The sequence below is a fragment of the Campylobacter sp. CFSAN093227 genome, assembly GCF_012897855.1.
In the GTDB taxonomy this organism is placed as follows: domain Bacteria; phylum Campylobacterota; class Campylobacteria; order Campylobacterales; family Campylobacteraceae; genus Campylobacter_D; species Campylobacter_D jejuni.
Window position 1 is genome coordinate 1,623,982 of record NZ_CP040610.1, and the last position, 22,518, is coordinate 1,646,499.

General features: G+C 30.4%; 19 protein-coding genes, 1 pseudogene and 1 CRISPR repeat array. Of the genes and pseudogenes, 8 read left to right on the forward strand and 12 right to left on the reverse strand.

The window, feature by feature from the left end; all coding sequences use genetic code 11:
• Positions 1–123 precede the first annotated feature (123 nt).
• From FBF06_RS08395 to nspC, 6 genes are all read right to left on the reverse strand, one after another.
• Positions 124–1,056: a formate dehydrogenase subunit gamma gene (locus tag FBF06_RS08395; protein WP_002876033.1), complete on the reverse strand. Its 933-nt coding sequence runs from the start codon at positions 1,054–1,056 to the stop codon at positions 124–126.
• A complete protein-coding gene (gene fdh3B / locus FBF06_RS08400) occupies positions 1,053–1,694 on the reverse strand; it encodes a formate dehydrogenase FDH3 subunit beta (protein ID WP_002851264.1) in 642 nt (213 codons plus the stop codon). The genes FBF06_RS08395 and fdh3B overlap by 4 nt, the downstream gene beginning before the upstream one ends.
• Positions 1,691–4,495 (reverse strand): formate dehydrogenase subunit alpha, encoded by a 2,805-nt coding sequence (locus FBF06_RS08405; RefSeq protein WP_079460614.1) that lies wholly within the window; start codon positions 4,493–4,495, stop codon positions 1,691–1,693. Before FBF06_RS08405 ends, fdh3B begins: the two co-directional genes overlap by 4 nt.
• Entirely contained in the window at positions 4,495–4,686 is a 192-nt protein-coding gene (locus FBF06_RS08410; RefSeq protein ID WP_002851537.1) for a twin-arginine translocation signal domain-containing protein, read from the reverse strand. The genes FBF06_RS08405 and FBF06_RS08410 overlap by 1 nt, the downstream gene beginning before the upstream one ends.
• Positions 4,661–5,374: a molecular chaperone TorD family protein gene (locus tag FBF06_RS08415; RefSeq protein ID WP_024088174.1), complete on the reverse strand. Its 714-nt coding sequence runs from the start codon at positions 5,372–5,374 to the stop codon at positions 4,661–4,663. The genes FBF06_RS08410 and FBF06_RS08415 overlap by 26 nt, the downstream gene beginning before the upstream one ends.
• Positions 5,375–5,677: 303 nt before the next feature.
• On the reverse strand, positions 5,678–6,826 hold the full coding sequence (gene nspC, locus FBF06_RS08420) for a carboxynorspermidine decarboxylase (RefSeq protein WP_100626671.1): 1,149 nt from the start codon (positions 6,824–6,826) through the stop codon (positions 5,678–5,680).
• A 123-nt stretch (positions 6,827–6,949) separates the two neighbouring features.
• Between nspC and cueO the strand changes: the two genes are divergently transcribed.
• Genes cueO through FBF06_RS08440 form a run of 4 tightly spaced genes read left to right on the forward strand, consistent with a single transcriptional unit; the run spans position 6,950 to position 10,355 of the window.
• Positions 6,950–8,491 carry a multicopper oxidase CueO gene (gene cueO / locus FBF06_RS08425; RefSeq protein WP_002874968.1) on the forward strand — a complete coding sequence of 514 codons (1,542 nt, stop codon included), beginning with the start codon at positions 6,950–6,952 and terminating at the stop codon, positions 8,489–8,491.
• A gap of 1 nt (position 8,492) precedes the next feature.
• Positions 8,493–8,714 carry a MoaD/ThiS family protein gene (locus FBF06_RS08430; protein WP_168977628.1) on the forward strand — a complete coding sequence of 74 codons (222 nt, stop codon included), beginning with the start codon at positions 8,493–8,495 and terminating at the stop codon, positions 8,712–8,714.
• On the forward strand, positions 8,715–9,161 hold the full coding sequence (locus FBF06_RS08435) for a molybdenum cofactor biosynthesis protein MoaE (protein ID WP_052805633.1): 447 nt from the start codon (positions 8,715–8,717) through the stop codon (positions 9,159–9,161). It begins immediately after the preceding gene.
• Between the two features lie 3 nt (positions 9,162–9,164).
• Positions 9,165–10,355: a molybdopterin molybdotransferase MoeA gene (locus FBF06_RS08440; RefSeq protein ID WP_002858890.1), complete on the forward strand. Its 1,191-nt coding sequence runs from the start codon at positions 9,165–9,167 to the stop codon at positions 10,353–10,355.
• Between the two features lie 119 nt (positions 10,356–10,474).
• Positions 10,475–10,708: direct repeats of the CRISPR family, unit length 36 nt; unit sequence GTTTTAGTCCCTTTTTAAATTTCTTTATGGTAAAAT.
• Positions 10,709–10,852: 144 nt separating this feature from the next.
• Here the strand turns inward: FBF06_RS08440 and cas2 are convergent.
• The 3 genes from cas2 to cas9 are packed head-to-tail and all read right to left on the reverse strand — an operon-like array spanning position 10,853 to position 15,118.
• Positions 10,853–11,284: a CRISPR-associated endonuclease Cas2 gene (gene cas2, locus FBF06_RS08445; RefSeq protein ID WP_002797817.1), complete on the reverse strand. Its 432-nt coding sequence runs from the start codon at positions 11,282–11,284 to the stop codon at positions 10,853–10,855.
• Complete coding sequence (gene cas1, locus FBF06_RS08450) at positions 11,277–12,167, reverse strand: type II CRISPR-associated endonuclease Cas1 (RefSeq protein WP_070318320.1); 891 nt, start codon at positions 12,165–12,167, stop codon at positions 11,277–11,279. Before cas1 ends, cas2 begins: the two co-directional genes overlap by 8 nt.
• The gene (cas9, locus tag FBF06_RS08455; RefSeq protein WP_168977629.1) at positions 12,164–15,118 is read right to left on the reverse strand and encodes a type II CRISPR RNA-guided endonuclease Cas9; all 2,955 of its coding nucleotides are present in this window, start codon (positions 15,116–15,118) and stop codon (positions 12,164–12,166) included. Before cas9 ends, cas1 begins: the two co-directional genes overlap by 4 nt.
• A 247-nt stretch (positions 15,119–15,365) precedes the next feature.
• On the opposite strand from cas9, the pseudogene dcuC reads away from it, so the two are divergent.
• A pseudogene (gene dcuC, locus FBF06_RS08460) lies at positions 15,366–16,397 on the forward strand (C4-dicarboxylate transporter DcuC); the annotation flags it as partial.
• Between the two features lie 491 nt (positions 16,398–16,888).
• Here dcuC and FBF06_RS08465 read toward each other — a convergent pair.
• Together FBF06_RS08465 and purM are read right to left on the reverse strand one after the other, a co-directional pair.
• Positions 16,889–18,112 (reverse strand): hypothetical protein, encoded by a 1,224-nt coding sequence (locus tag FBF06_RS08465; RefSeq protein WP_032582225.1) that lies wholly within the window; start codon positions 18,110–18,112, stop codon positions 16,889–16,891.
• Between the two features lie 210 nt (positions 18,113–18,322).
• Positions 18,323–19,312 carry a phosphoribosylformylglycinamidine cyclo-ligase gene (purM, locus tag FBF06_RS08470; protein ID WP_002909033.1) on the reverse strand — a complete coding sequence of 330 codons (990 nt, stop codon included), beginning with the start codon at positions 19,310–19,312 and terminating at the stop codon, positions 18,323–18,325.
• A 60-nt stretch (positions 19,313–19,372) separates the two neighbouring features.
• Between purM and coaE the strand changes: the two genes are divergently transcribed.
• The 3 genes from coaE to FBF06_RS08485 are packed head-to-tail and all read left to right on the forward strand — an operon-like array spanning position 19,373 to position 21,430.
• Positions 19,373–19,978 carry a dephospho-CoA kinase gene (coaE, locus tag FBF06_RS08475; RefSeq protein ID WP_002909035.1) on the forward strand — a complete coding sequence of 202 codons (606 nt, stop codon included), beginning with the start codon at positions 19,373–19,375 and terminating at the stop codon, positions 19,976–19,978.
• Positions 19,975–20,724, forward strand: a complete 750-nt coding sequence (gene dapF, locus FBF06_RS08480) for a diaminopimelate epimerase (protein WP_002867218.1) — start codon at positions 19,975–19,977, stop codon at positions 20,722–20,724. The genes coaE and dapF overlap by 4 nt, the downstream gene beginning before the upstream one ends.
• Positions 20,699–21,430: a glucosaminidase domain-containing protein gene (locus FBF06_RS08485; protein WP_002855377.1), complete on the forward strand. Its 732-nt coding sequence runs from the start codon at positions 20,699–20,701 to the stop codon at positions 21,428–21,430. The genes dapF and FBF06_RS08485 overlap by 26 nt, the downstream gene beginning before the upstream one ends.
• On the opposite strand, the gene FBF06_RS08490 is transcribed toward FBF06_RS08485, so the two are convergent.
• On the reverse strand, positions 21,427–22,464 hold the full coding sequence (locus tag FBF06_RS08490; RefSeq protein ID WP_002860683.1) for an ATP-binding protein: 1,038 nt from the start codon (positions 22,462–22,464) through the stop codon (positions 21,427–21,429). The two genes, FBF06_RS08485 and FBF06_RS08490, sit on opposite strands and share 4 nt — an antisense overlap.
• Positions 22,465–22,518 lie beyond the last annotated feature (54 nt).

Below are 22,518 nucleotides of genomic sequence, written 5' to 3' on the forward strand. Positions count from 1 at the left end.
ACATAAATAACAAATTTATATATGGAAAAATAGATTTTAGATTCAACTTATAAAAGAAAATTCGTTCTATTTATTTCAAAAAAGCTTAAAACTACCGCTATGTAATAACATAGCGGTTAAAGATTAAATTTTTACATTAGGATCATAAGAAAAACTAGGTTCAATTTGCTTTTTATTGCTTAATTCTTTATACCAATAAGAATGTAAAATATAAACCTCTTCTTCTTCTTTATAACCACTAATCATAGAATGGATACTGCCTTTGATTGCAAATACTGCCATATAAATATGCACACCAAAAAACACTGCACACACTATACCCAAGAAATTATGCACTATAGCTGAAATTCTTAAAAGTTCAATTTGAGTTAAACCAAAAAGACCTTGAATTGCCGTGGAATTAAAATCAAGAAAATACATAAATCCACCTGTAATTATCATCAAAAATCCACCAAATACAGCTATATAATACCAAGATTTTTGACCAAAATTAAACTTACCTGCAGGTACAGGACGTTTTACTTTGCTTAAATAACCACCTACTATCATCATCCATCTGATATCATAACTTGCAGGAAGCATTCTTTTAATCCACCATAAAAACATAGGGATTATAGAGATGATAAACAAAATCGTTGCAAAAGCGTGTAAATTTTTACAAACCCTTACAAAAACTCCACCCCCAAAAACTTCTCCAAACATCATCACAAAACCAGTTGGCACTAAAATCACCCAAGAAATTGCCGCGATAAAATGAAAAAGTCTTTCAAATAATGTAAAAGCATAAATTTTCTTTCCATCGTGTGAAAATTGCTTAGGTCCTATAACCATATAATGCAAAGCAAATGCAGATAATACCGCAATAACAGCGATTAAAGCTATAGTAGCTATATATTCACCTTGCAAAGTTGTCCAAAGTTTGCCAAAAGTATCATAATTTGGGATATTTGTAATACGATGAAAATCCCAAATTTGAGTATCTTGTCCCATTCTCTCGCTACCATAAGCAAATAAACTCACTACACTTAATAAAAGCGTTACAAATACTTTTCTCATAAGCGTTCCTTTCCTGTGTAAGCAATCTTCCATTCCAAACTTTCCGAAGGATTTGGAATGCCATAATTTCTATTCATAAGTCTATTATGATAAATCTCTTCTATTTTAGAACTTTCACCTACTAAAAGTGCTTTTGTTGAACACATCGCAGCACATACAGGGACTTTTCCTTCTGCGATACGATTTTGACCATAAAGTTCTCTTTCTTTTTCTGAATTCGTTGCTTCAGGGCCACCTGCACACATAGTACATTTATCCATAATGCCTTTATTTCCAAAAACACTATCTTTTGGAAATTGTGGTGCACCAAAAGGACAAGCATAAAGACAATATCCACAACCTATGCAAATTTCTTTATCATGCAAAACAATACCATCAGCACGGATGTAAAAACAATCCACAGGACAAACGATAGAACAAGGAGCATCATCACAATGCATACAAGAAATAGAAGTTGAAACTTCTTTTCCTTGAATTCCTTCATTTAAAGTAATCACACGGCGGCGGCGAATATGAATAGGAAGCTCATGTGCTTCATCACAAGCTACCGCACAACCATTACAATCAATACAACGCTCATTATCACAAAAGAATTTCAAGCGTTCTTTTTCTAAATTTGCAAAATTTACCTTACTCATTTTCCATCCTTACTGATTCTACAAAGCCCGCCTTTAGTCTCTGGAATCTGACACATAATATCATAACCATAATTTGTTACCGTATTAGCACTTTCTCCGCTTGCATAAGGCTTAGTTCCTTCTGGGAAATTGTGCGTTAAATCCACGCCTTGCATAACTCCTGTAAAATGGAAAGGCAAGAAAATCATATCTTTTGCTACACCTGGATTAACCTTCACTCTTACATGAATTTTAGTGCCTTCTGGAGAATGCACCCAAATCATATCTCCTGCTTTAATGTCTTGCTCTTTTGCTAATTGAGGATTGATCTCACAAAACATTTCAGGTGTTAAACGCGTTAGATACATAGATGCTCTATTTTCCATACCTGCACCATTTAAATTCACAAGTCTTGCAGTAACAAGATTAAGCGGGAATTCTTTAGAATAATCCTTAGCTTGTTGCACAGAAACAAATTTAGTATCCACGCGATAAAGTGCTTTTTGATCTTCAAAACTTGGATATTTTTGTACCAAATCGTTTCTTGGAGAATGTAAAGGCTCACGGTGGAGTGGAATTTTATCTTTAAAAGTCCAAACTACAGCTCTAGCTTTAGCATTTCCATAAGGAACTATGCCTTTTTCTATACATTTAGTTGCTATGATATTGCTATCATCATAAGACCAAGTTGATCCCATTTTTTCTTTTTCTTGAGCACTTAAAGTAATACCTAAAACTTTTTCTATATTATCTTTAGTAATTTGTGGATAACCTGTATTAATAGGCGAATTTAAAGGTGCATTTTTAGCAAGCAAACTCTCTCCTTCATACTCAAGTCCAAAATTATTTCTAAAGCCCATACCACCTTTTGCTACTTCAATGTCGGTATTATAAAGTACAGGAGAACCTGGGTGCTTATCACTCCAGCAAGGCCAAGGAAGCCCATAATACTCGCCCGCAACTTCGTCTTTTCCTTCTAAAGTTACCTCATCAAATTTATCCCAGTATAAAGTATGTTTTTTAAGCCTTTCAGGACTCCAACCATTAAGCCCTATACTTCTAACTGCTTTTGCAATTTCTCTTGTTGCATTTTCAGGCCAAACGATCTCACCTTTTTCATCGCGTAAAGTCTTGGTAAAGTCTTCATAAAAGCCTAATTTTTTAGCAAGCTCAAATAAAATTTCTTGATCTTCCATACTTTCATAAAGTGGATCTACAACTTTAAATCTCCATTGCCCACTACGATTTGTAGCTGTTACGCTTCCACTTGTTTCAAACTGTGTTGCTGCAGGTAAAAGATAAATTCCATCTTTTCTTTCTGCGATAATCCCTGCTTCATTTACAAAAGGATCGGCTAAAACTAAAAGCTCTAAAGCTTCCAAACCTTCTTTAACTTTTACTTGTTGTGCAGTCGAAGTAATACCATTTCCCATAACTACTAAAGCTTTTAAAGGCGTTCCTGCATTATCGATAGCATCATTTCCATCTTTTCCATTTAAAGCCGCTGCCCACCATCTAGCAAGTGAAAGTCCAGTTTTATGCATCCAATCTTTACTTACAAAATTTCCTAAAAGCCACTCATAATCCACACCCCAAATTTTGGCATAGTATCTCCAAGTCGCTTCATTTAAAGGATAATAACCAGGTAAATTTTCACTCAAACAAGCCATATCTGAAGCACCTTGAACATTATCGTGTCCGCGTAAGATATTAACTCCACCACCAAATTTACCTATATTTCCAAGTACCATTTGCACAATAGGTGCTAAACGTGTATTTGAAGTTCCTACAGTATGTTGAGTTAAACCCATAGCCCAAATAAGCGTAGTTGGTTTGTTTTTAGCTACTTCGTGAGTGATTTGCACCAAAAGTTCTTTAGAGATCCCTGTAACATTTTCCACTTCTTCAGCTGTCCATTTTGCTGCTTCTTCACGAATTTTATCAATTCCAAAAACTCTTTCATCAAGATATTTTGTATCTTCCAAGCCTTCATCAAAAATGATTTTTAACATTCCATACATGAAAGCAATGTCAGTTCCTGGACGAATTCTTGCATAAATATCCGCTTTTGCTGCACTTTTTGTAAATCTAGGATCTACAACGATAAGCTTTGCACCTTTTTCTTTTGCTTTTAAGAAATGTCTAAAACCCACAGGGTGATTTACCGCTGGATTTGCTCCAATGATAATGATACATTTACTTCTTTGAATGTCTCCAAGATGGTTTGTCATAGCGCCATAACCAAATGTATTCGCCACACCGGCGACTGTTGCGCTGTGTCAAATTCTAGCTTGATGATCTACATTGTTCGTTCCAAAAAATGCTGCAAATTTTCTTATATAATAAGCTTGTTCATTATTAAGTTTTGCAGAACCTAAAAACATAACACTTTCAGGATTTTCTTTACGATAAGCAGCTAGTTTTTCTCCGATCTCACTTAAAGCTTGCTCATAACTTATGCGTTTCCATTCTCCATTTTCTTTTTTCATAGGATATTTTAAACGCACATGTGAACGCACCATATCGATCATATCAGATCCCTTGCAGCAATGTCCACCTGAACTCACAGGATGATCTTGAGCAATTTCTTGACGCACCCAAACACCATTTTGCACTTCTGCAATAATCCCACAGCCTACAGAACAGGCTGTACAAACTGTTTTTACTTTTTTACTACCTTCATACGCTTCTTTAAGCTCATCAGCACTCGCTTCTCTTAAAGTTTCACTTCTAGCAAGCAACGGTGTTGCTAGGCTTGAAAGTGCTGCCATTTTAAGAAAAGAACGACGCGTAAGCTTGATATTTTCACCTACACTTGACATTACTCAGCCTTTATATAATAATTTTCCCAATTAGCACTTCTTTGAAAAAGCACTTCTTTTTTCTTACTTTTACCTTTAACCAAATCTTTTCTTTCTTCATCTTTAGCTAGAGCTAAAGTTGTGCTACCAAGCACTCCAGCAGCCCCTAAGGCAAAAGCGGATTTTTTAAGAAATTCCCTGCGATTTTTCACGAGTCCTCCTTTGTTTATTTGCTTCTCTTCTTAAAAATTCTGAACGCGATAGATCGTTTTGCACTTTTTTAGAATTTATTTTTGCAGGTTTTTCTACTTCAAAGCAAAGTCTTTCAAATTCCATAAAAGCCAATGCAATACTTGCAATTTCCTTATATAAATTCGCATTTTTATTCATGAAAACATCGCCTAAAAACTCATCAATGCTTTTATTGATCACTTTTTCAAAAAGCTCTTTGGCTAAATCATCTTCATTTTGCCTTAAAAATTCACTCATCAACAATAAACAAAATCCAACACTATCTTCACTTTCTTTAAAAAATTTTTCATTGCGTCTTATTTTACTTTTGACTAAAATTTGACGCACACAAAGTAAAGGATTTGAATTTTCAAAACCTTCTTCTATGTAAGAAAAAGTCGTTGGAATGCTGTTTTTAAGACTTAAAAAAAGCAAATCGTATTCTTTAAAAAATGCTTGTATAGAATTTTCATCATCTAAATGCTTAAGCAAGATATCAAAATTTGATTTTAAATTTTCATCAAATAAACATTCTTGCATTGTCTTTAAATACTCTTGTAATTTTGACAATCTTTCTTCAGAAAATGAAAAAACAAAAAGCTCTCCTAGACATTGATAATAAAGACTTCTAGCTAATCTTAATTTTTCCAAATCCATTAAAGCCCCCATGCATTCAAAATTTTCAAAAATAGCTTTAAATTTTGCTTGAATGAATATTATACAAAATATACCTAATATTCATTTTAAAGCCGATTTTTAAATCGATTTATCTTAATACTATTTGATTTAAAAATCACTGAATTTCAATAAAATTCCACAAGGATTTAAAATATTAAAAAATCATACCAAAGTATTAAAAATTAGATATTTGAGTTGATTTTATATTTGAAAAAATAAAATACTTTGCATAAAATTTATATCTTTGATTCTCTTCCGAGTAAAATTAACATTTTATGCAAATTATAAATAATACTAATTTCTTAAAGAATAATCCTTATAAGAAAATTCTCTTATCATTTGAAGTTCATTTTTACGGTCTAAAAACATGAGATTTGGAAGTCTTATGCCATTAAAAGTTGTGTTTTTCACAATGGTGTAATGAATTTGATCTAAAAAAACAATTTTATCGCCGATTTTAAGCTTTTTATCAAAGGCATATTCTCCCATTACATCACCTGCTAAACAAGTATTTCCAGTAAGTAAATAGGCAAATTCGTTTTCTTTTAAGTCTGAAATTTTTTCATTTTCTCTTGTGGCCAAAATTCTAGCATTTAAAACTTCACTTGTATAAGGCATGATGATAGTATCTGGCATATGTGCTTCGCTTGAAGTATCTAAAATAGCAATTTGTTTTTCATTTTCTATGATATCTACTACACTAGCCACCAAATTTCCTGTTTGCCAACCCACCGCTTCGCCTGGTTCAAGATAAACTTGCACACCGTATTTATCACTGAAATTTTTACACAAAGCAATAAGCTTTTCAACATCATAGCCTTTTTTAGTGATGTGATGTCCTCCTCCAAAATTCACCCATTTCATTTGCCCTATCCATTTGCCAAATTTCTCTTCAAAAACCTTTAAAACAGCTTCTAAAGCACCAGCACTTTCTTCGCAAAGTGCGTGAAAATGAAGTCCTTCTATGGTACTTAAATCCACATTTTCAAAATCTTTAGCACGAATTCCAAGTCTTGAGTATCTTCCACAAGGATTGTAAAGTTCTTTTGGGGCTAGAGAAAATTCAACATTACAACGAAGACCTAAGGAATTTTTTTGTGTTTTAGCTTGAAATTTATGAAATTGAGCTAAAGAGTTAAACACTATATGATGAGATAAACTGGCTATTTCACCTATTTCATCTTCTTTAAAAGCAGGCGAATAAGTATGAATTTCTTTATCCATGTATTCTTTAGCAAATTTTGCTTCCCAAAGTCCGCTACAAGTGCAACCTTTTAGGTATTCTCCGACAATTTTCATAGCTCCTGAAAAAGCAAAACCTTTTAAAGCTAAAAGCACTTTAGCACCACTTTTTTCACCAACACTTGCTAAAAGCTCACAATTTTTTCTTAATTTATCTTCTTCTAAAATATAAGCTGGAGTTTGAATTTTTTCATAAAACATTATTTTTCCTTGATTAAATTGCTAAAATCATAACAAAATTAAACCAAATTTTCAAAATAAATATTTACTAAAACTAAAAAAATAATGACTATAATATAAAAAATCAAGCAAAAGGAAAAACTAATGAATAGAAGAAATTTTTTAAAATTTAATGCACTCACTCTAGCAAGTATGGGTGTAGCCTATGCAAATCCTATGCACGATATGCACTCCATGCATAAAAATCATTCTATAAATCATGACTTAGATACTTCTTTTATCAACTTTGCTCCAAAAAATTTAAAACTTTTAGATCCAAAACAATTCCCCCAAGGAGAAATTTTAAAAGCCTTGCCTTTACTCAAAAATGAAAGTAAAGAAAAAAATATTTTTCGTGCTACCCTAGAAATCAAAGAAAATCATATAGAGCTTATCAAAGGTAAAAAAACCTTATTTTATACTTACAATGGCCTCGTGCCTGCTCCAAAAATAGAAGTTTTTGAAGGAGATAAACTTGAAATTTTAGTCAAAAACAAACTCAAAGAAGCTACAACTATACATTGGCATGGCGTTCCTGTGCCGCCTGATCAAGATGGAAGCCCACATGATCCTATTTTAGCAGGAGAAGAAAGAATATATCGTTTTAAAATTCCTCAAGATAGCGCAGGAACTTACTGGTATCATCCACACCCTCATTATACCGCTTCTAAACAAGTTTTTATGGGTTTAGCAGGGGCTTTTGTGATCAAAGCAAAAAAAGATGCTTTAAGTCATTTAAAAGAAAGAGATTTGATGATTAGCGATTTACGTCTTGATGAAAACGCTCAAATTCCGAACAACAACCTAAATGATTGGCTAAATGGTAGAGAAGGAGAATTTGTACTCATTAATGGACAATTTAAACCTCAAATCAAACTCGCCACAAACGAACGCATACGCATTTATAATGCTACTGCGGCAAGATATTTAAATTTACGCATACAAGGGGCTAAGTTTATACTTGTTGGTACTGATGGTGGACTTATAGAAAAAACTATTTATAAAGAAGAACTTTTCTTAAGTCCTGCTTCTCGTGCAGAAGTTTTAATCGACGCTCCAAAAGATGGGAATTTTAAGCTAGAAAGTGCTTATTATGATAGGGATAAAATGATGGTAAAAGAAGAACCTAATACCCTATTTTTAGCTAATATTAGTCTAAAAAAAGAAAATGTAGAACTTCCAAAAAATTTAAAAATTTTCAAACCTTCAGAAGAACCTAAGGAATTTAAAGAAATAATCATGAGTGAAGATCATATGCAAATGCATGGTATGATGGGAAAAAGTGAAAGCGAATTAAAAATCGCTCTTGCGTCTATGTTTTTAATCAATGGCAAAAGCTATGATTTAAAACGCATTGATTTAAGCTCCAAGCTTGGAGTAGTTGAAGACTGGATAGTGATAAATAAATCTCACATGGATCATCCTTTCCACATACACGGCACGCAATTTGAACTCATCTCATCAAAACTCAATGGCAAAGTTCAAAAAGCCGAATTTAGAGCCTTCAGAGATACTATAAATGTGCGTCCTAATGAAGAATTAAGACTTAGAATGAAACAAGATTTTAAAGGACTTAGAATGTATCATTGCCATATTTTAGAACATGAAGATTTAGGAATGATGGGAAATTTAGAAGTAAAGGAATAAAATGGTAAAAGTGGAATTTTTAGGCCCCATAAATAAAGAAAATTTAGAACTTGAAGTAAAAAATTTAAAAGAATTAAAAGAAATTTTGCAAAAAGATGAGAGTTTAAAAGAATGGCTAGAACTTTGTGCTGTATCTTTAAATGATGAAATCATTTTTGATGAAAACACCAAGTTAAAAGATGGTGATAAAATAGTACTTTTACCGCCAGTTTGTGGAGGCTAAATGAAACATTTTACACTTTATCAAGGCTCTTTAGATATTTCTAAAATTTATAGCCAATGGTATGAATTTTCCAAGGATAAAAACTGCGGTGCTTTACTGACTTTTTGTGGTATTGTGCGTGAAGAAGGAGGTATTGAGGCACTTAGTTTTGATATTTATGAACCGCTTTTAAAAAAATGGTTTGATGAGTGGCAAAAAAGAGTAAATTTTGATGGTATTACCTTGCTTTTTGCTCACTCTATAGGCGATGTGGCGGTTCATGAAAGCTCGTATTTTGCAGGAATTTTAAGCAAACAAAGAAAATTAGGACTTAAACTTCTTAATGAATTTGTTGAAGATTTTAAAGCAAGTGCGCCCATTTGGAAGTATGATGTGATAAACAAAGAAAGAATTTATGCCAAAGAAAGATCAACCAAACTTTGCGGTGCAGGACTTTTAAAAGGATAAAAAATGTTAATGTCTTATGAAGAAAGTTTAAAAATTTTACATTCTCATATTAAAACTTATGAAAAGATTGAAAAAATAGCTCTTACAGAGTGTTTAGGACGCATTTTAGCTCAAGACATAAAAGCCCCTAAAAATCAGCCCGAATTTCCAACTTCGGCTATGGATGGTTATGCGATCAAATTTGAAGATCAAGATAAGCCTTTAAAAATTTTAGGTATCACACCTGCGGGTACTATGCCACAATTTAGCGTGCAAAATGGTACTTGTGTAAAAACCTTTACAGGCTCACTCATGAGCGAAGGAAGCGATACTTTAGCCCCTGTTGAAAATGTACGCGTAGAAAATGATACTCTTTTTATAGAAAAAAAAGTTCCCCAAGCTTTTGCCGTGCGTGCGGTAGGAGAAAACTATAAAAAAGATGAAATTTTACTCAAAAAAGGCACAAAGTTAAATTATAGCGAGATAGCTCTTTTAGCTGAACTTGGATTTTTTCACATTAGTGTGTTTATAAAGCCTATTGTAGGGGTTTTAAGTAGTGGAAGTGAGATCAAAGATCTAGGAGAAGCCTTGGAAAATCCTGCTCAAATCCGCTCTTCAAATCATATCGCCATAGCTAATTTAGCTAAAAATTTAAATTGCGATACAAGGGTTTTTCCTCTTTTAAAAGATGATGAGAAAGCCACTTTTTCCACCCTTGAAAGTGCTTTGCAAAGTTGTGATATTTTGGTTACAACGGGCGGGGTTTCTATGGGAGATTTTGACTTTTTAAAAAAAGCCATCAAAGAATACGAAATCATCATCGATAAAGCCGACATAAAACCAGGTAGACATATCAAAATAGCTAAGGCTAATGAAAAATTCATCATCGCCTTACCAGGTTTTCCTTACTCGGCTATGGTAATGTTTAATCTTTACGCAAGAGAGATTTTAAACTCTTGGTTACTTCAGCCTAAAGACTATATTTGCAAAGCCTTTTTACAAGGAAGTTACAAGAAAAAAACACCTTATTTGGAATTTGTCGCTTGTAACATAAAGTTTGAAAATGGACGCATTTTAGCCAATCTTGAAGGCAAAAAAGAAGGCTCTAGTGCGATTATAAACAATCTTAACAATAAAGCTGCCCTTATGGTGGTGCCAAAAGAATGTGAAATTTTAGAAAATGAAAGTTTAGTGGATATTATCTTTATGCCTTAAAATTATTTAAATAATTTTATTTCGATTTTAATCAACCCTAAATTTCAATAAGTTTCAAATTCGCAACCTCCTTTTAGTGGAGTAATTAGCCCTAGCGGAGTTTCAATCCACTAGGGTTTATTTTAGTCCCTTTTTAAATTTCTTTATGGTAAAATTATCTTTGATAAACTTATTTAAGTTCTCATGTTTTAGTCCCTTTTTAAATTTCTTTATGGTAAAATCTCATAGGAAGTTTTAATCTTGGTAACTCAGTTTTAGTCCCTTTTTAAATTCCTTTATGGTAAAATATTTATGTAATTTTTATAATCAAAGCATTAGTTTTAGTCCCTTTTTAAATTTCTTTATGGTAAAATAGATATTTACCAGATAATGAAAATTTCGGGGTTTTTTCATGAAAAATAGCAAAAATTATGCTATAATCTCATAAGAAATTTAAAAAGGGACTAAAATAAAGAGTTTGCGGGACTCTGCGGGGTTACAATCCCCTAAAACCGCTTTTAAAATTCAAATAAATTTTGCTGATGATATTTTTCTTGTTTTTTGTTTATTTGAATTTCTTCATTATTTGAATTTTTATATTTAAATTCTCCATGACTATCTATATCAAAAAGCGTTAAATTGGTTTCGTTATTAACTTTTTCGTTAAAAACTATGCCACCAAGCAAAAGCTCCATTTTATCAAATTGCTTTTCAGTGATGATTAAAGCCCTTACATTTCCATAAGGTGGCAAAATCTTTTTTACATTTTCAATAGAACTTTTTGCAGAACTTAAACCCTTGCAAATACGCATATAAACACTAAATTGCAGCATAAAATAACCTAATTTTATAAGATTATTTCTAAATTTACTTGCTAGTTTTTGCTCTTTTTTACTTTTAGTAGGTACATCAAACATCAAAAGCACACGCATAAATTTATCTTCAATCATCAAATTTCACTATCTTTAGTTCATCTTCATACAATAAAGCATTTTTAAAATTTGCCACATAATGATTTATCGCTCTGTTTAAAGGATAATTTTGCCCATCAAAATTGATTTTGCTTTGTAAATTGCCAATCAACGCTCTTTTGTCATCTTTGCTTAAAAACTCACTTTCACCCTTAAGCTTTAAAACACAATCATCAACACTAGCCCTAAACACTTCTATCAAATCATCACAAAGCGCAAAAGAATTATAAATATTATCGTGCTTTATGCCAAGCCAAGGCAAAAGCCCACTTATGCAAACTGCTCTAATAATACAAGCCCTAATGATTGCATAGCCATAATTTAAAGCAGAATTTTCAAAGCAAAGCTCATCTCTTGAAAAAGAAGTACCAAACAAAGTTTTAAAATAAAGCGCCGCCGCAACAGCTTCAATATTTTTACTATCATTTAAGCTTACTTTTTTAGCCAAATTTATAAGCTCATTGCTTTGCTCTATTTTATTGTATTTTTTTAAGATAAAGGCTTGATTTAGGATTTTATTTTTAATGATTTTTTGCCATAAAATAGCCTTTTTTTGAGCACTTACATTCATTTGCTCTTTTGCGATTTTTGCACTTTGAAAATGCCCTAAAAAAGGAGTAAAAACACCATTTATACTATGAGTTTCATCGCAGGTTAGCAAGATGATTTTATGCCTTGCAAAAGCGTTAAAAAGTGCGTAACTAATGCTTACTTGTAAGCTTTCTAAAACGATGATATTTATATCTTTTAAAAACAATTTGGCTATATTTTCATCTTGCTTAATCACAAGATGATTTAGCTCTAAATTTAGCTTGGCATTAGAGCTAATAAGCAGTGTTTTAAAAGCTTCATCGTAACTCATTTTTTAAAATCTTCTCTTTGTCTAAACTCAGCCTTTGCAACTTCCCCAAGTGCTGAAACTATGTATTTTTCAAATACTTTTAGATTTTGAATTCCTATGCTTTTTGCGATTACTTCTTTTTCATTTGCATTTTTAAACAATATTTTTTGATTTTTGCTTAGCATTTCAAATTTATTATCGTGTTTTGAAACAATCAAACTAACAGTAGAGCTTGTAAAAGCATTATAATAAACAAATTCTGGCTCTTGCATATCTTTAGTTTGAATTAAAATCAAACTATCTTTGTATAAAGAAAAGCAAAACTCATAATTTTCATCCATTAAAATCCAGTCTTTTATCTCACCTTTTTTACTTCGTGCTACAGCTTTATTTGGTAATACTTTTAAAGCAAAATCCATAGTATAAATTGGCACAGCATAAAATTTATTTGTCTTTTTGTGTTTAAAAATATCCACTCTAAACATATCGCCATTTTTAACTATTTTACCATTTACTTTGCGGATTTTACCAAGCTCTAGGGCTTTTAAAACTCCTTCTTTTCCGCCGTATGATTGATAGAATTCTTCTTCTTTTCTAAATGTTTCTTCATGTAAAGCTCCACTTGGCTTTTTTCTCTCAGGTTTTGAGACAAAAATTTCATCAATTTTATCTAAAACCTTTTGCCTAAAACCACTAAAAGGCTCAAAAAACTTCCTTTTGTTTTTATAATCTAATTCACTAATTTTTTTTGCATAAAGTTCTGCACTGTTGCTTTCTTGCTCTTTTTTAAAATCTGAAAAAGCCTTTACGATAGAGTTGTTTGCATAAGCAATAATTACTGCATCGATGGCGTGATGAAGATGATTATTTCTATCCTTAGTGCTAAAGCCCCAAGTGTGTCTTAAAGCCGATGTTAGCATACCGCTTTTTGCTTCTACATGCACTTTTGAGCCTTTGTGTGTGTCGTTTAACTTTGTATTTTCATCATCGCTTAAAGGTAAAAAATCTAAATAATCTTTAGTATAGTTTAAAACAAGCCTTGCGATGTAGCGAGTATCGTTTAGATTTCTATCTTTAAAGTCTTTTTGCTCTTTGTCTTTGTAATTTTTATCTAAAATTCTTTTTTGCTTTTTAGTAGGTAAATTTTTTGCTAAAACTTCAATTTTCTGCCATTTTGCACTATCATTGCCAAAGGCTTCAAAGGGGGTTTGATTAAGTTTTTCTTGATTTTGCTTGGTAAAAACTAAAACTTTATTCATATAAGAATCATCAAAACTTCTAGAATAAGGGTAAATGTGATCAATTTCAAGCATTTTTTCATCTTGCAAATCACTAATTTTAATCTTTTCTCCACTATAAGCACAAAATTCTTTTTGTTCTTTAAATAATCTTAATTTTAAAATATTTTTGCTATTTATTTTTAAGCCTAGTTTTTCACATTCAAGTTCGGCGTCTTTTTTGGCCTTGTAGTTTTCATTTTGCTCTTTTTCTATTTTAGCTCTTTGGCTATAATTTTTACCTACTTCTCTTGCTAATTCAATGTTTATTTTATGCACTTTGCCGTATTTTTTAAGTAAAGCATTTAAGACCTTTCTGTATTCTTTAATCGCCCTTAAAACCACAGGATTAGTTACCTCATCTTTATAATAAGTTTCATTAAATGCGGGTAAAAAATCTTTTTTATCTTCATTGATTGCTACTTTTAAATTAAGCTCATTACAAGCTTCATCGTATTTTTTACCTTCAAGCATTAAAGGAGTGATAAGTTTTAAGGCTTTAAAACTTATATTTAAATGGTCTTTAAATTCCAATTTGCTTAAACTATCAATTTGATTTTGATTTAAATCATATTTTGCTAAAGCCTTTTTAAGCTTAATCTCATCTTTTATAAGGGTAATATCTTTTGCTATTTCATTTAAATCATCTTGGCTTAAACTATGATCACCTAGGGCTTTTATAAATTCTTTATATTTTTTAAACTCAATAAAATAAGTTCCTTTTTCCCCTTTAAATTCATAATCATCGCTTAAGCCCAAAAGCTTTTTTGTTTGTTTATAAGTTAGAGTGCCGTTTTTTAAAACTTCATTCAAAAGCGTGTTTAAATCATCTTTTGTATATAAAATTCCTTCAGTATTTTTAAGATTGTTTAAAAGATTGATAATTCTTGTAAGTGCTACAAACATAAAAGCTAAGAGAGAATTTTTTGGCGCTCTTTTTTCATCGGTAAAAAAACTACAATTTCCCACCAAATGAGAAAAATCTTTTAAAGCCCTTTTATAAAATGCTACACTAAGCACCTCTTCTTCAAATTTTTTTGAAAAAGAAAAGCCAAATTCTCTTTGTTTTTTAAAAATAAGCTTTAATTCATCTTTTAAAAAACTTTGCGCTATGCAGCGTTCATAACTTTCTTTTTTATTTCTAACATTTGTAAATTCTTTGGAATTTTCTTTGAATTTTTGAAAATACTCTTTATAAAGATACTCGCCCACACTTTGATAATTTGCTAGTTTTTCTTCATTTTGCTTGATAGCTTTTAAAATCGCACCTTTTTCTTTATCATCACTATTTTTAATATCATCATAGCCACGCCTTTTTGCAATATGTAAAATCACTCTTGCAAAATCTTGCTTACTTAAAAGCTCGTTTAAAGCTCTAAATCTTAACTCATAAGGGCTAATTAAAGATCCTTTATAAGCCTTGGCTAAACTTTCATCAAAGCTTTGATAATCTTCGTAATTTAACTTAAATTCATTTGCGATTAAATGTTTTAAGTGATTTAGCCTTGCTTTGCGTCTAGCAAGGTGTTTTCTAGCACTTCTTGCAAGGCGTCTTGGCAAGGCTAAGGATTCTCCTGTTTTGGGATTTTCAGCCTTTGTAAAAATCCTAACTCCACAATCTTTTAACTCATCATTTTCACTAAATGCCCAGCCAATAGAGCTTATTCCTATATCAAATGCCAAAATTCTTGCCACACTAGATCCTTTTTAATATTTATGATTTGTGTATAATTATAATACAAAAATCATTTTTTAAACAAACATAAACTTTTCAGTAACCAAACTATATATGTTAATTTTATAATACAAAAAACAAGTAATTTTTAAATAAAAAATATTTTTTATTTAAAAATTTAGATAAAATCCAATTTATTGTAAATTCAATAGACCCTATGCTAATTTTTATGATATACTCAAAAAAATACGATCCCATTTTTGTATTTTTCTTTCAAATATTATCTTGCTTATTTTTGCTTTTTATATCACAGGAACACCTATACCAAAAGCTCCAAGCAGAGAGTATACAAGCTTTTAAATGTTTTACTTGATAGTTATGCTTTTATCACAGCGACTTTTAAAAGTCAGCTTTCTGGAGTAGGACTTATTATCATGAGTGTGGCAGGTTTTGCTGCTTATATGAAACATATTAATGCTTCAGCAAAACTTGCTTTTTTAGCAAATAAACCCTTAGGAAAAATCAAAAATAAATACTTGATTTTAAGTGGAACTTTTGTTGTTGGAATGGCTTTAAAAATCGTCATTTCTAGCTATGCTGGATTGCTTTTGCTTTTGTTAGCATGTATTTATCCTGTTTTAATCTCACTTAAAATCCGTCCTATTACAACTGTATGTGCGCTTTCTTTAATTGCACTTGATTATGGTCCAAAAGATGGAAATTCAATCAATATGGCAGATATGGTAGGACAAAGTGATAATGTCGTAGGGCTTTTTTTAAATTACCAAATTTATAGTGTGATTGCCTATGTTGTAGTTATTGCCATCTTGATTCCTTTTTATTTTGCTTGGATTGATAAAAGAGATAAAGAAAAAGGTGTTTTAAATGATGAAGTTGAAATTCCGCAAATCATTGATCCTAAATGTCCTACTTTTTACATACTCTTTCCTTGGTTACCTGTTGTATTTTTATTTACAGCGTATTTTTTTACTATCAAGCTCGATGTTGTAACAGCAAATTTTGTAAGCATTTCTTTAGTTTTTCTTGTTGAATTTGCAAGACACAGAAATGCTAGAAAATTAGGCGAAGATATGATGGTGATTTTAAAAGACTATGGCTGAAATTTTTATCTTAGTCGTAAGCATAATCATCGCCGCTGGAGTATGTGCTAAAGGCATTAAAGCACTTGGTGGAGTTAATATCCTTACTAACGCGGTTTCAAATCTTGGAACAGGAAATTTTGCATGGTTTGGAATTCTTTTGAGTATAGCTATTTTAAGCTTTTTAGTTTATTTTGCCAATGCTATATTGAATAGGATTTGCATCAAAATTTAAAAGTATAAATATTGAAGAAAGTTTTTTGCAAGTTCTATCCAAATCTTTTGTGAAAAAATCAAACCCTCTATATTTACTATTAATTTGAAAAAGTATTAATATTTATAATTTTTTCATATTTAATATCAATTTAACTAAAAATTCATCACTTAATTTTGTATCACGAGGCAAAAAGTCTTTAATTTAAGTAAAATCAATCTATTTAAATTTCTTATCAAAATATTTAGTATCAACTGCTCTAACTAACTTTAAAGCAATTTCACTCATATGTTTTCTAGCTCTAAAAAATGAAAAAAGAGATGATCAAATTTTTAGAAGTTAAACTATAAAATGTGGATAAACTATATATTTTTTAATTTTTAAATATTATAATTACTTAACACCCCATAAAGAGCTTTAAGACATACGAATATATCCTAATAAACATCTACGTAAAATAGTATTTTTTCATCATTCTAACATATTTTTACATTTTTTTGTCCTTTAAGCATAAGCCAAACAATTAAAAATGAAACGAAATAAACAACTTGAAAAAGTAATTTATAATTATCTATGAGCATCTTTATAGGACTTTTTGTAAATATATAATAGTTATCAACCATCATAAAAATAAAGAAAATTAATATTATCAAAATTTTTATGCAAACATAAAATGCAAAAATAAGATAAAAAAGTTTTTCCTTTGTAATTTGAATCAAAATTTTAAAAAATAAAAAAGCAAAAATAATATAGCATAGACTTAATATTATGTTTAAACTTCCATATACAATTTCTGGTGGTTGATCTACCATAAAATCAGGAATAAAAAGAAGATGACTACCAAAAACACTTAAACCTTGCCATATGAAAAAATAAATAAAAAGTTTGTAATTTTTTATCTTTTTACAAAACAAAAACACACTAAGCAAAGCTAGGATTATGGCTGTGTAAAATAAAGTTTTTTTTGTGTAGTAAAACCTAAAATCTTCAAAGCTAATAACTTCTAATATAAACGAAAATGTTAAAACGAGCAAGTTTAAAATTATAAATGAAGCCATTGTGATTTTAATCCATTTTAAATCAAAATCAAAAACCTTTTTTTGTGCTTTTGCCAATCTTTCTTCTAAATTTGAAAGTTCTTGCTCATCAAATTCTTTAAATTTGACCCACGCTAAAATCCAGAAAACCAAACTTGCTAGCAAAAACACCAAGCCTATGCCGATAATCAAAGTAAGAAGCCCTAAATAAAAGGTATTAAAAGCATAAGTGAAATACTTTTGCTTTGTTGTTCTAGCAATTTCATAGTAAAAAGCTTTCAAAAAAGGAAAAATTAAAGCCAAAATAGCAAAATGTAATACTAAAAATATAGCAATAGCCATAAAAATATTATCTTGATTAAAATAAAGCCCACCAAAAATGCCAGTTCTAGGCTTTAGCATTGCAAATAAAATACTTGTATTAACAAGAATACCAAAAAATCCAATCCCTACACTAATAAGGAAATTCTTAAACAAATTTTTAGCACCACCATAGATTTTTAAATCATAAAGCACAATAAAAAATAAAATCCAACTCGCAAGAACAAATAAAACTCCAAGATAAGGAATGATACCTAAAAACCCACAAATAATACTCGCTATTGCTTTTAAGCGAATTTCTTTTATCTTTTTTTGAAACAAAGCTTCATTTAAATTGTGCATTTTACCCTTTATTTAATACATTCGAACAAAAATATTTCGTTTTATCATCTTTGGCAATTTTTATCAAAACCGCCCACTTCCACACATTAACTCTAAAAATTTTATCTTTCTTATTTACATAAGAAAGATAAAATTTTAGTTTGTCTTTATGGGCTTTTATGGGCAAAATTACATACATTTTAGCACATAAATAATCATAATAATTTGTTTTCACTCTAAAACAATACCTTCATTAATGCAAATTTCGCCGATAATAAAGGCATCTGAATTTTCTAAAACCTTACTTACATTAGAAGGATCTACAACCATTACTAAACCCACTCCCATGTTAAAGCTTCTATACATTTCGCTTTCTTCTACAGCCTGTCCTATAGTATAAAAAATTTCAGGAGTTTTAAGATGATGTTTGCGTATAGTTGCACCCATACCACGAGGCAAAACGCGTGGTAAATTTTCTACTAAACCACCCCCTGTAATATGTGCTAGAGCACTGATATAAGGCTTTAGTGTAAGAAAATCACGCACATAAATCCTTGTAGGCTCTAATAAAATATCAATTAAATTTTTATCCCCTATCTTGTCATCAAATTTTAATTTTAAACTTTCAAAAAGTACTTTTCTAGCTAAAGAATAACCATTTGAATGAAGTCCTGAACTAGGAAGTGCCAATAAAATATCACCATTTTTAACAAATTTACTTCTATCGATCTCATCTTCTTCAGCCATACCCACTGCAAAACCCGCAAGATCAAAATCATCTTTTGCATACATTCCAGGCATTTCAGCAGTTTCTCCGCCGATTAATGCACAATTTGCCATCTTACATCCCTTGGCAATGCCTGATACAACAGCCTTTGCTACTTCTACTTCAAGCTTAGCTGTAGCATAATAATCTAGGAAAAACAAAGGCGTAGCAAAATTACAAATCAAATCATTCACACACATTGCTACTAAATCTTGCCCTATAGTATCATATTTTTTAGCATCAATTGCCAAGCGAAGCTTGGTACCAACACCATCTGTTGCACCTAAAATCACAGGCTTTTTAAAACCACTTGGCATTCTAAAAGCACCAGCAAAAGAACCAATTCCGCCTACAACATTATCATTAAAAGTTTCTTTAACCAAAGGTTTTATAGCCTCTACAAAGGTATTTCCATTATCTATACTTACGCCTGCATCTTCATATGAAATTTTCATTTATTTTCCTTTAAGAACTAAAAAGGTATTTTAACGAAAAAAGTTTTAATAAGGCATAAGATGAAAAATGCTTTTTTTGTAACCGCTTCAATTGCTTGTGGTAAAAGCACTTTTATAGAAATAGCGAATTCTTTAGGCTTTAAAAGCATTAGCGCAGATAAAATTGCTCATAAAATTTTAGATGAAAATGCTTTAGAACTTGAAAAGATTTTTTCTCCCTTTAACTTAAAAAATTTACTCACAAAAGAAAAGAAAATCGATAGAAAAATCCTTGGAGAAATTGTTTTTAACAACAAAGAAGCTAAAAAAACCTTAGAAAATTTCACTCATCCTAAAATTCGAGCTAAAATTTTAGAACAAATGCAAATTCTAGATAAAGAAAATAAAGCTTTTTTTGTAGAAATTCCTCTTTTTTTTGAAAGCGGTGCTTATGAAAATTTAGGCAAAGTCATTGTAATTTACACACCTAAAGAATTAAGCCTTAAAAGAATCATGCAAAGAGATAAGCTCAGCTTAGAAGCTGCAAAAGCAAGACTTGATTCTCAAATAGATATTGAAGAAAAACTTAAAAAAGCAGATTTTATCATTAAAAATACTAATTCTTATGCCGATTTTAGGCAAGAATGTGTTAAAGTAATACAAGAAATTTCCAAAGGAAAAATGTGAAATTTTATAAATATTGTGCAAGTGGGAATGATTTTGTCATAACAAATGCTGATAGAAAAGAAGATAGAAGTGCTTTAGCTAAAGAACTTTGCAATCGTTATGAGGGCATAGGTGGGGATGGCTTTATCGTGATATTGCCTCATGAAAAATACGACTTTGAATGGGAATTTTATAATAACGATGGCTCAAGGGCTGCTATGTGTGGCAATGGCTCAAGGGCTGCGGCACATTTTGCACATCATATTAACAAAATAAATCCCAACATGAGTTTTTTAACCGGTGCAGGAATAATAAAAGCAAAGGTAAATCAAGATAAAGTTGAAGTATCTTTAGGCAAAATAAAAAGCGTGCAAAATACTTTTGAAGAATTAGGAAAAACTTGGCAACTTTGCGACACTGGAGTTCCACATCTAGTGCATTTTTGTCAAAATTTAGATGAATTTGATACAATACTTTGTCAAAAAATGAGACAAAAATATAATGCCAATGTTAATTTTGTAAAAATTTTAGATGAAAATCATTTAAAAGTTCGTACGTATGAACGCGGAGTTGAAGATGAAACCTTAGCTTGTGGCACAGGAATGGGGGCTTGTTTTTATCTGGCATTTTTAAATAAAAAAGTACAAAATAAAGTTAAAATAACTCCTAAAAGTGGTGAAGAGGTTGGGTTTACATATAAAAATGAAGAATTGTTTTTTGAAGGAAAGGTAAAGTATTGTTTTGAAGCCAATTATAATTTTTCTTAGTCTTTTTCTAATCCCACTTTTTGCTGATGATCTAAAAAATGGCTTTGGAGAGGAATATTACAAACTTGATATAGATCAAAAAAGACAAATTTTTTTTATAAAAATGAATGAAATGTTTGATCAAAGCTTTAAAAAAATTGAACAAGAAAGAGCTTTTATCGAAGCCTTTTTTAAAGATGCTTACAAAACAGGCTTTAGGACTTCAAATCAAACAAATCTTGAAAAACTTATCACGATAAAAAACAAATATCGCATTGAAAATCTTTATGATTTTGCAGAATATAAAAAACGTATTCAAAAAATTCCAAAATCCATGGGTATAGCCCAAGCTTTAGTTGAAAGTGCTACAGGTACAAGTCGCTTCGCAAGAGAAGCAAATAATCTTTTTGGAGAATGGACTTGGGGTGAGAAAGGTTTAATTCCTGATTTAAGACATCCAGATAAAAAACATAAAATTAAGATTTTTGATAGTCTGCAAGATAGTGTTTACTCTTATGTTTTAAATTTAAATCGTCATTTTGCTTATGAAAAGTTTCGCGATGCAAGAGCTAAATTTGCAAGCGAAGGCAAAGAGATAACAGGACTAGAGGCTATTAAAACTTTAGATTCTTATTCTGAACGCAAGGGATATTATATCAATCTTATTACAAAAATCATCAAACGATACAACCTTGAAAAATACGATACAAACTCAAACAACACCTAAAATCCAAGTGAAAATTTATCAAAAGATATGACTTCAAATTTAACCCCTTGCTCAAAAAAACTATCCTCGCTTGAAAGAGTGATAAAAATCACATGAAAAATTCCAAGTTCTAAAGCCTTTGGTAAAATTTTCTTAGCACGTAATTTAATCAAATCAATATCTAAAGTTGGACTTGAAATATAAGCAATTTTAGATATTTGGCTATAAAAGTTAAAGTATTTGTTATAAAAAAAATCTTCTTTAAATTTAAACAACTCGCTTAAAACTAAATTTTCAAATAAATGCGAAAAATCCTTTGAAATACAAAGATTATTTCTTAGGCCAAAATCTTTAAAATAAATCTTTTGAAGTTTTTTTTCATCATGTTTTAAAGTATAGATCACATAAGTATTTTCTAATTTTTTTATAGCTTGATAAACACTATCTTTTGAAGTTTTTAATCTTTTTTTAAGTTCTATAAATATCTTAGAAATACTGATTTGCTGACCCAAATTTAAAGCTAAATACTTTAAAATTTCTAATTCTAAAAGAGTAAAGCTTTGTCTTAGAAGTATGTTTTTTTCTCCAAATTTACTGCGTCCACTTTGTAAAAAAAGACCTACTAAATTATTTATAGGTAAATTTTTCTTACTTACACTAATAAATTCTTCAAAATCAAAATAATCAAGTTCAAGCTCTTCAAACCCATTTATATTTAAATCTTTTATATTTGTACTTAAGATGATGGGAATTTTAATTTTTTCTAAATTAGGGATAAAATCCAAATTATAAAGGCAAAGAATTTTAATTTGTAAATTTTCATTCAGAAAATCAGCAAGTCTTTCTAAACTTTGTTTTTCAAAGCGTGTATCATATAAATCTAAAAACAAAATTTCACTTGCTTTAAATTGAGATAAAAAATTAAAAATAAGTGTTTTTTTACCACAAAATCGTGGGCCTTTTATGATAATATTTGGTTTTGAAATTTGATTTTTTCTTTCATAACTTACTTCAAATTTAGGGTGATTTTCATAAAAAAAATTAAGTACTTTCAATTTTATCCTTTAAAAAAGGATATTATAACCTAGTTTGTATAATTGGGGCATAAA

Coding starts and splice junctions, on each gene's coding strand:
- FBF06_RS08395 (WP_002876033.1), bottom strand. CDS start 1,056: ATGAGAAAAGTATTTGTAACGCTTTTATTAAGTGTAGTGAGTTTATTT.
- FBF06_RS08415 (WP_024088174.1), bottom strand. CDS start 5,374: ATGGGGGCTTTAATGGATTTGGAAAAATTAAGATTAGCTAGAAGTCTT.
- coaE (WP_002909035.1), top strand. CDS start 19,373: ATGAAAAATGCTTTTTTTGTAACCGCTTCAATTGCTTGTGGTAAAAGC.
- FBF06_RS08465 (WP_032582225.1), bottom strand. CDS start 18,112: ATGCACAATTTAAATGAAGCTTTGTTTCAAAAAAAGATAAAAGAAATT.
- FBF06_RS08430 (WP_168977628.1), top strand. CDS start 8,493: ATGGTAAAAGTGGAATTTTTAGGCCCCATAAATAAAGAAAATTTAGAA.
- fdh3B (WP_002851264.1), bottom strand. CDS start 1,694: ATGAGTAAGGTAAATTTTGCAAATTTAGAAAAAGAACGCTTGAAATTC.
- purM (WP_002909033.1), bottom strand. CDS start 19,312: ATGAAAATTTCATATGAAGATGCAGGCGTAAGTATAGATAATGGAAAT.
- nspC (WP_100626671.1), bottom strand. CDS start 6,826: ATGTTTTATGAAAAAATTCAAACTCCAGCTTATATTTTAGAAGAAGAT.
- cas2 (WP_002797817.1), bottom strand. CDS start 11,284: ATGATTGAAGATAAATTTATGCGTGTGCTTTTGATGTTTGATGTACCT.
- FBF06_RS08435 (WP_052805633.1), top strand. CDS start 8,715: ATGAAACATTTTACACTTTATCAAGGCTCTTTAGATATTTCTAAAATT.
- cas1 (WP_070318320.1), bottom strand. CDS start 12,167: ATGAGTTACGATGAAGCTTTTAAAACACTGCTTATTAGCTCTAATGCC.
- cueO (WP_002874968.1), top strand. CDS start 6,950: ATGAATAGAAGAAATTTTTTAAAATTTAATGCACTCACTCTAGCAAGT.
- FBF06_RS08440 (WP_002858890.1), top strand. CDS start 9,165: ATGTTAATGTCTTATGAAGAAAGTTTAAAAATTTTACATTCTCATATT.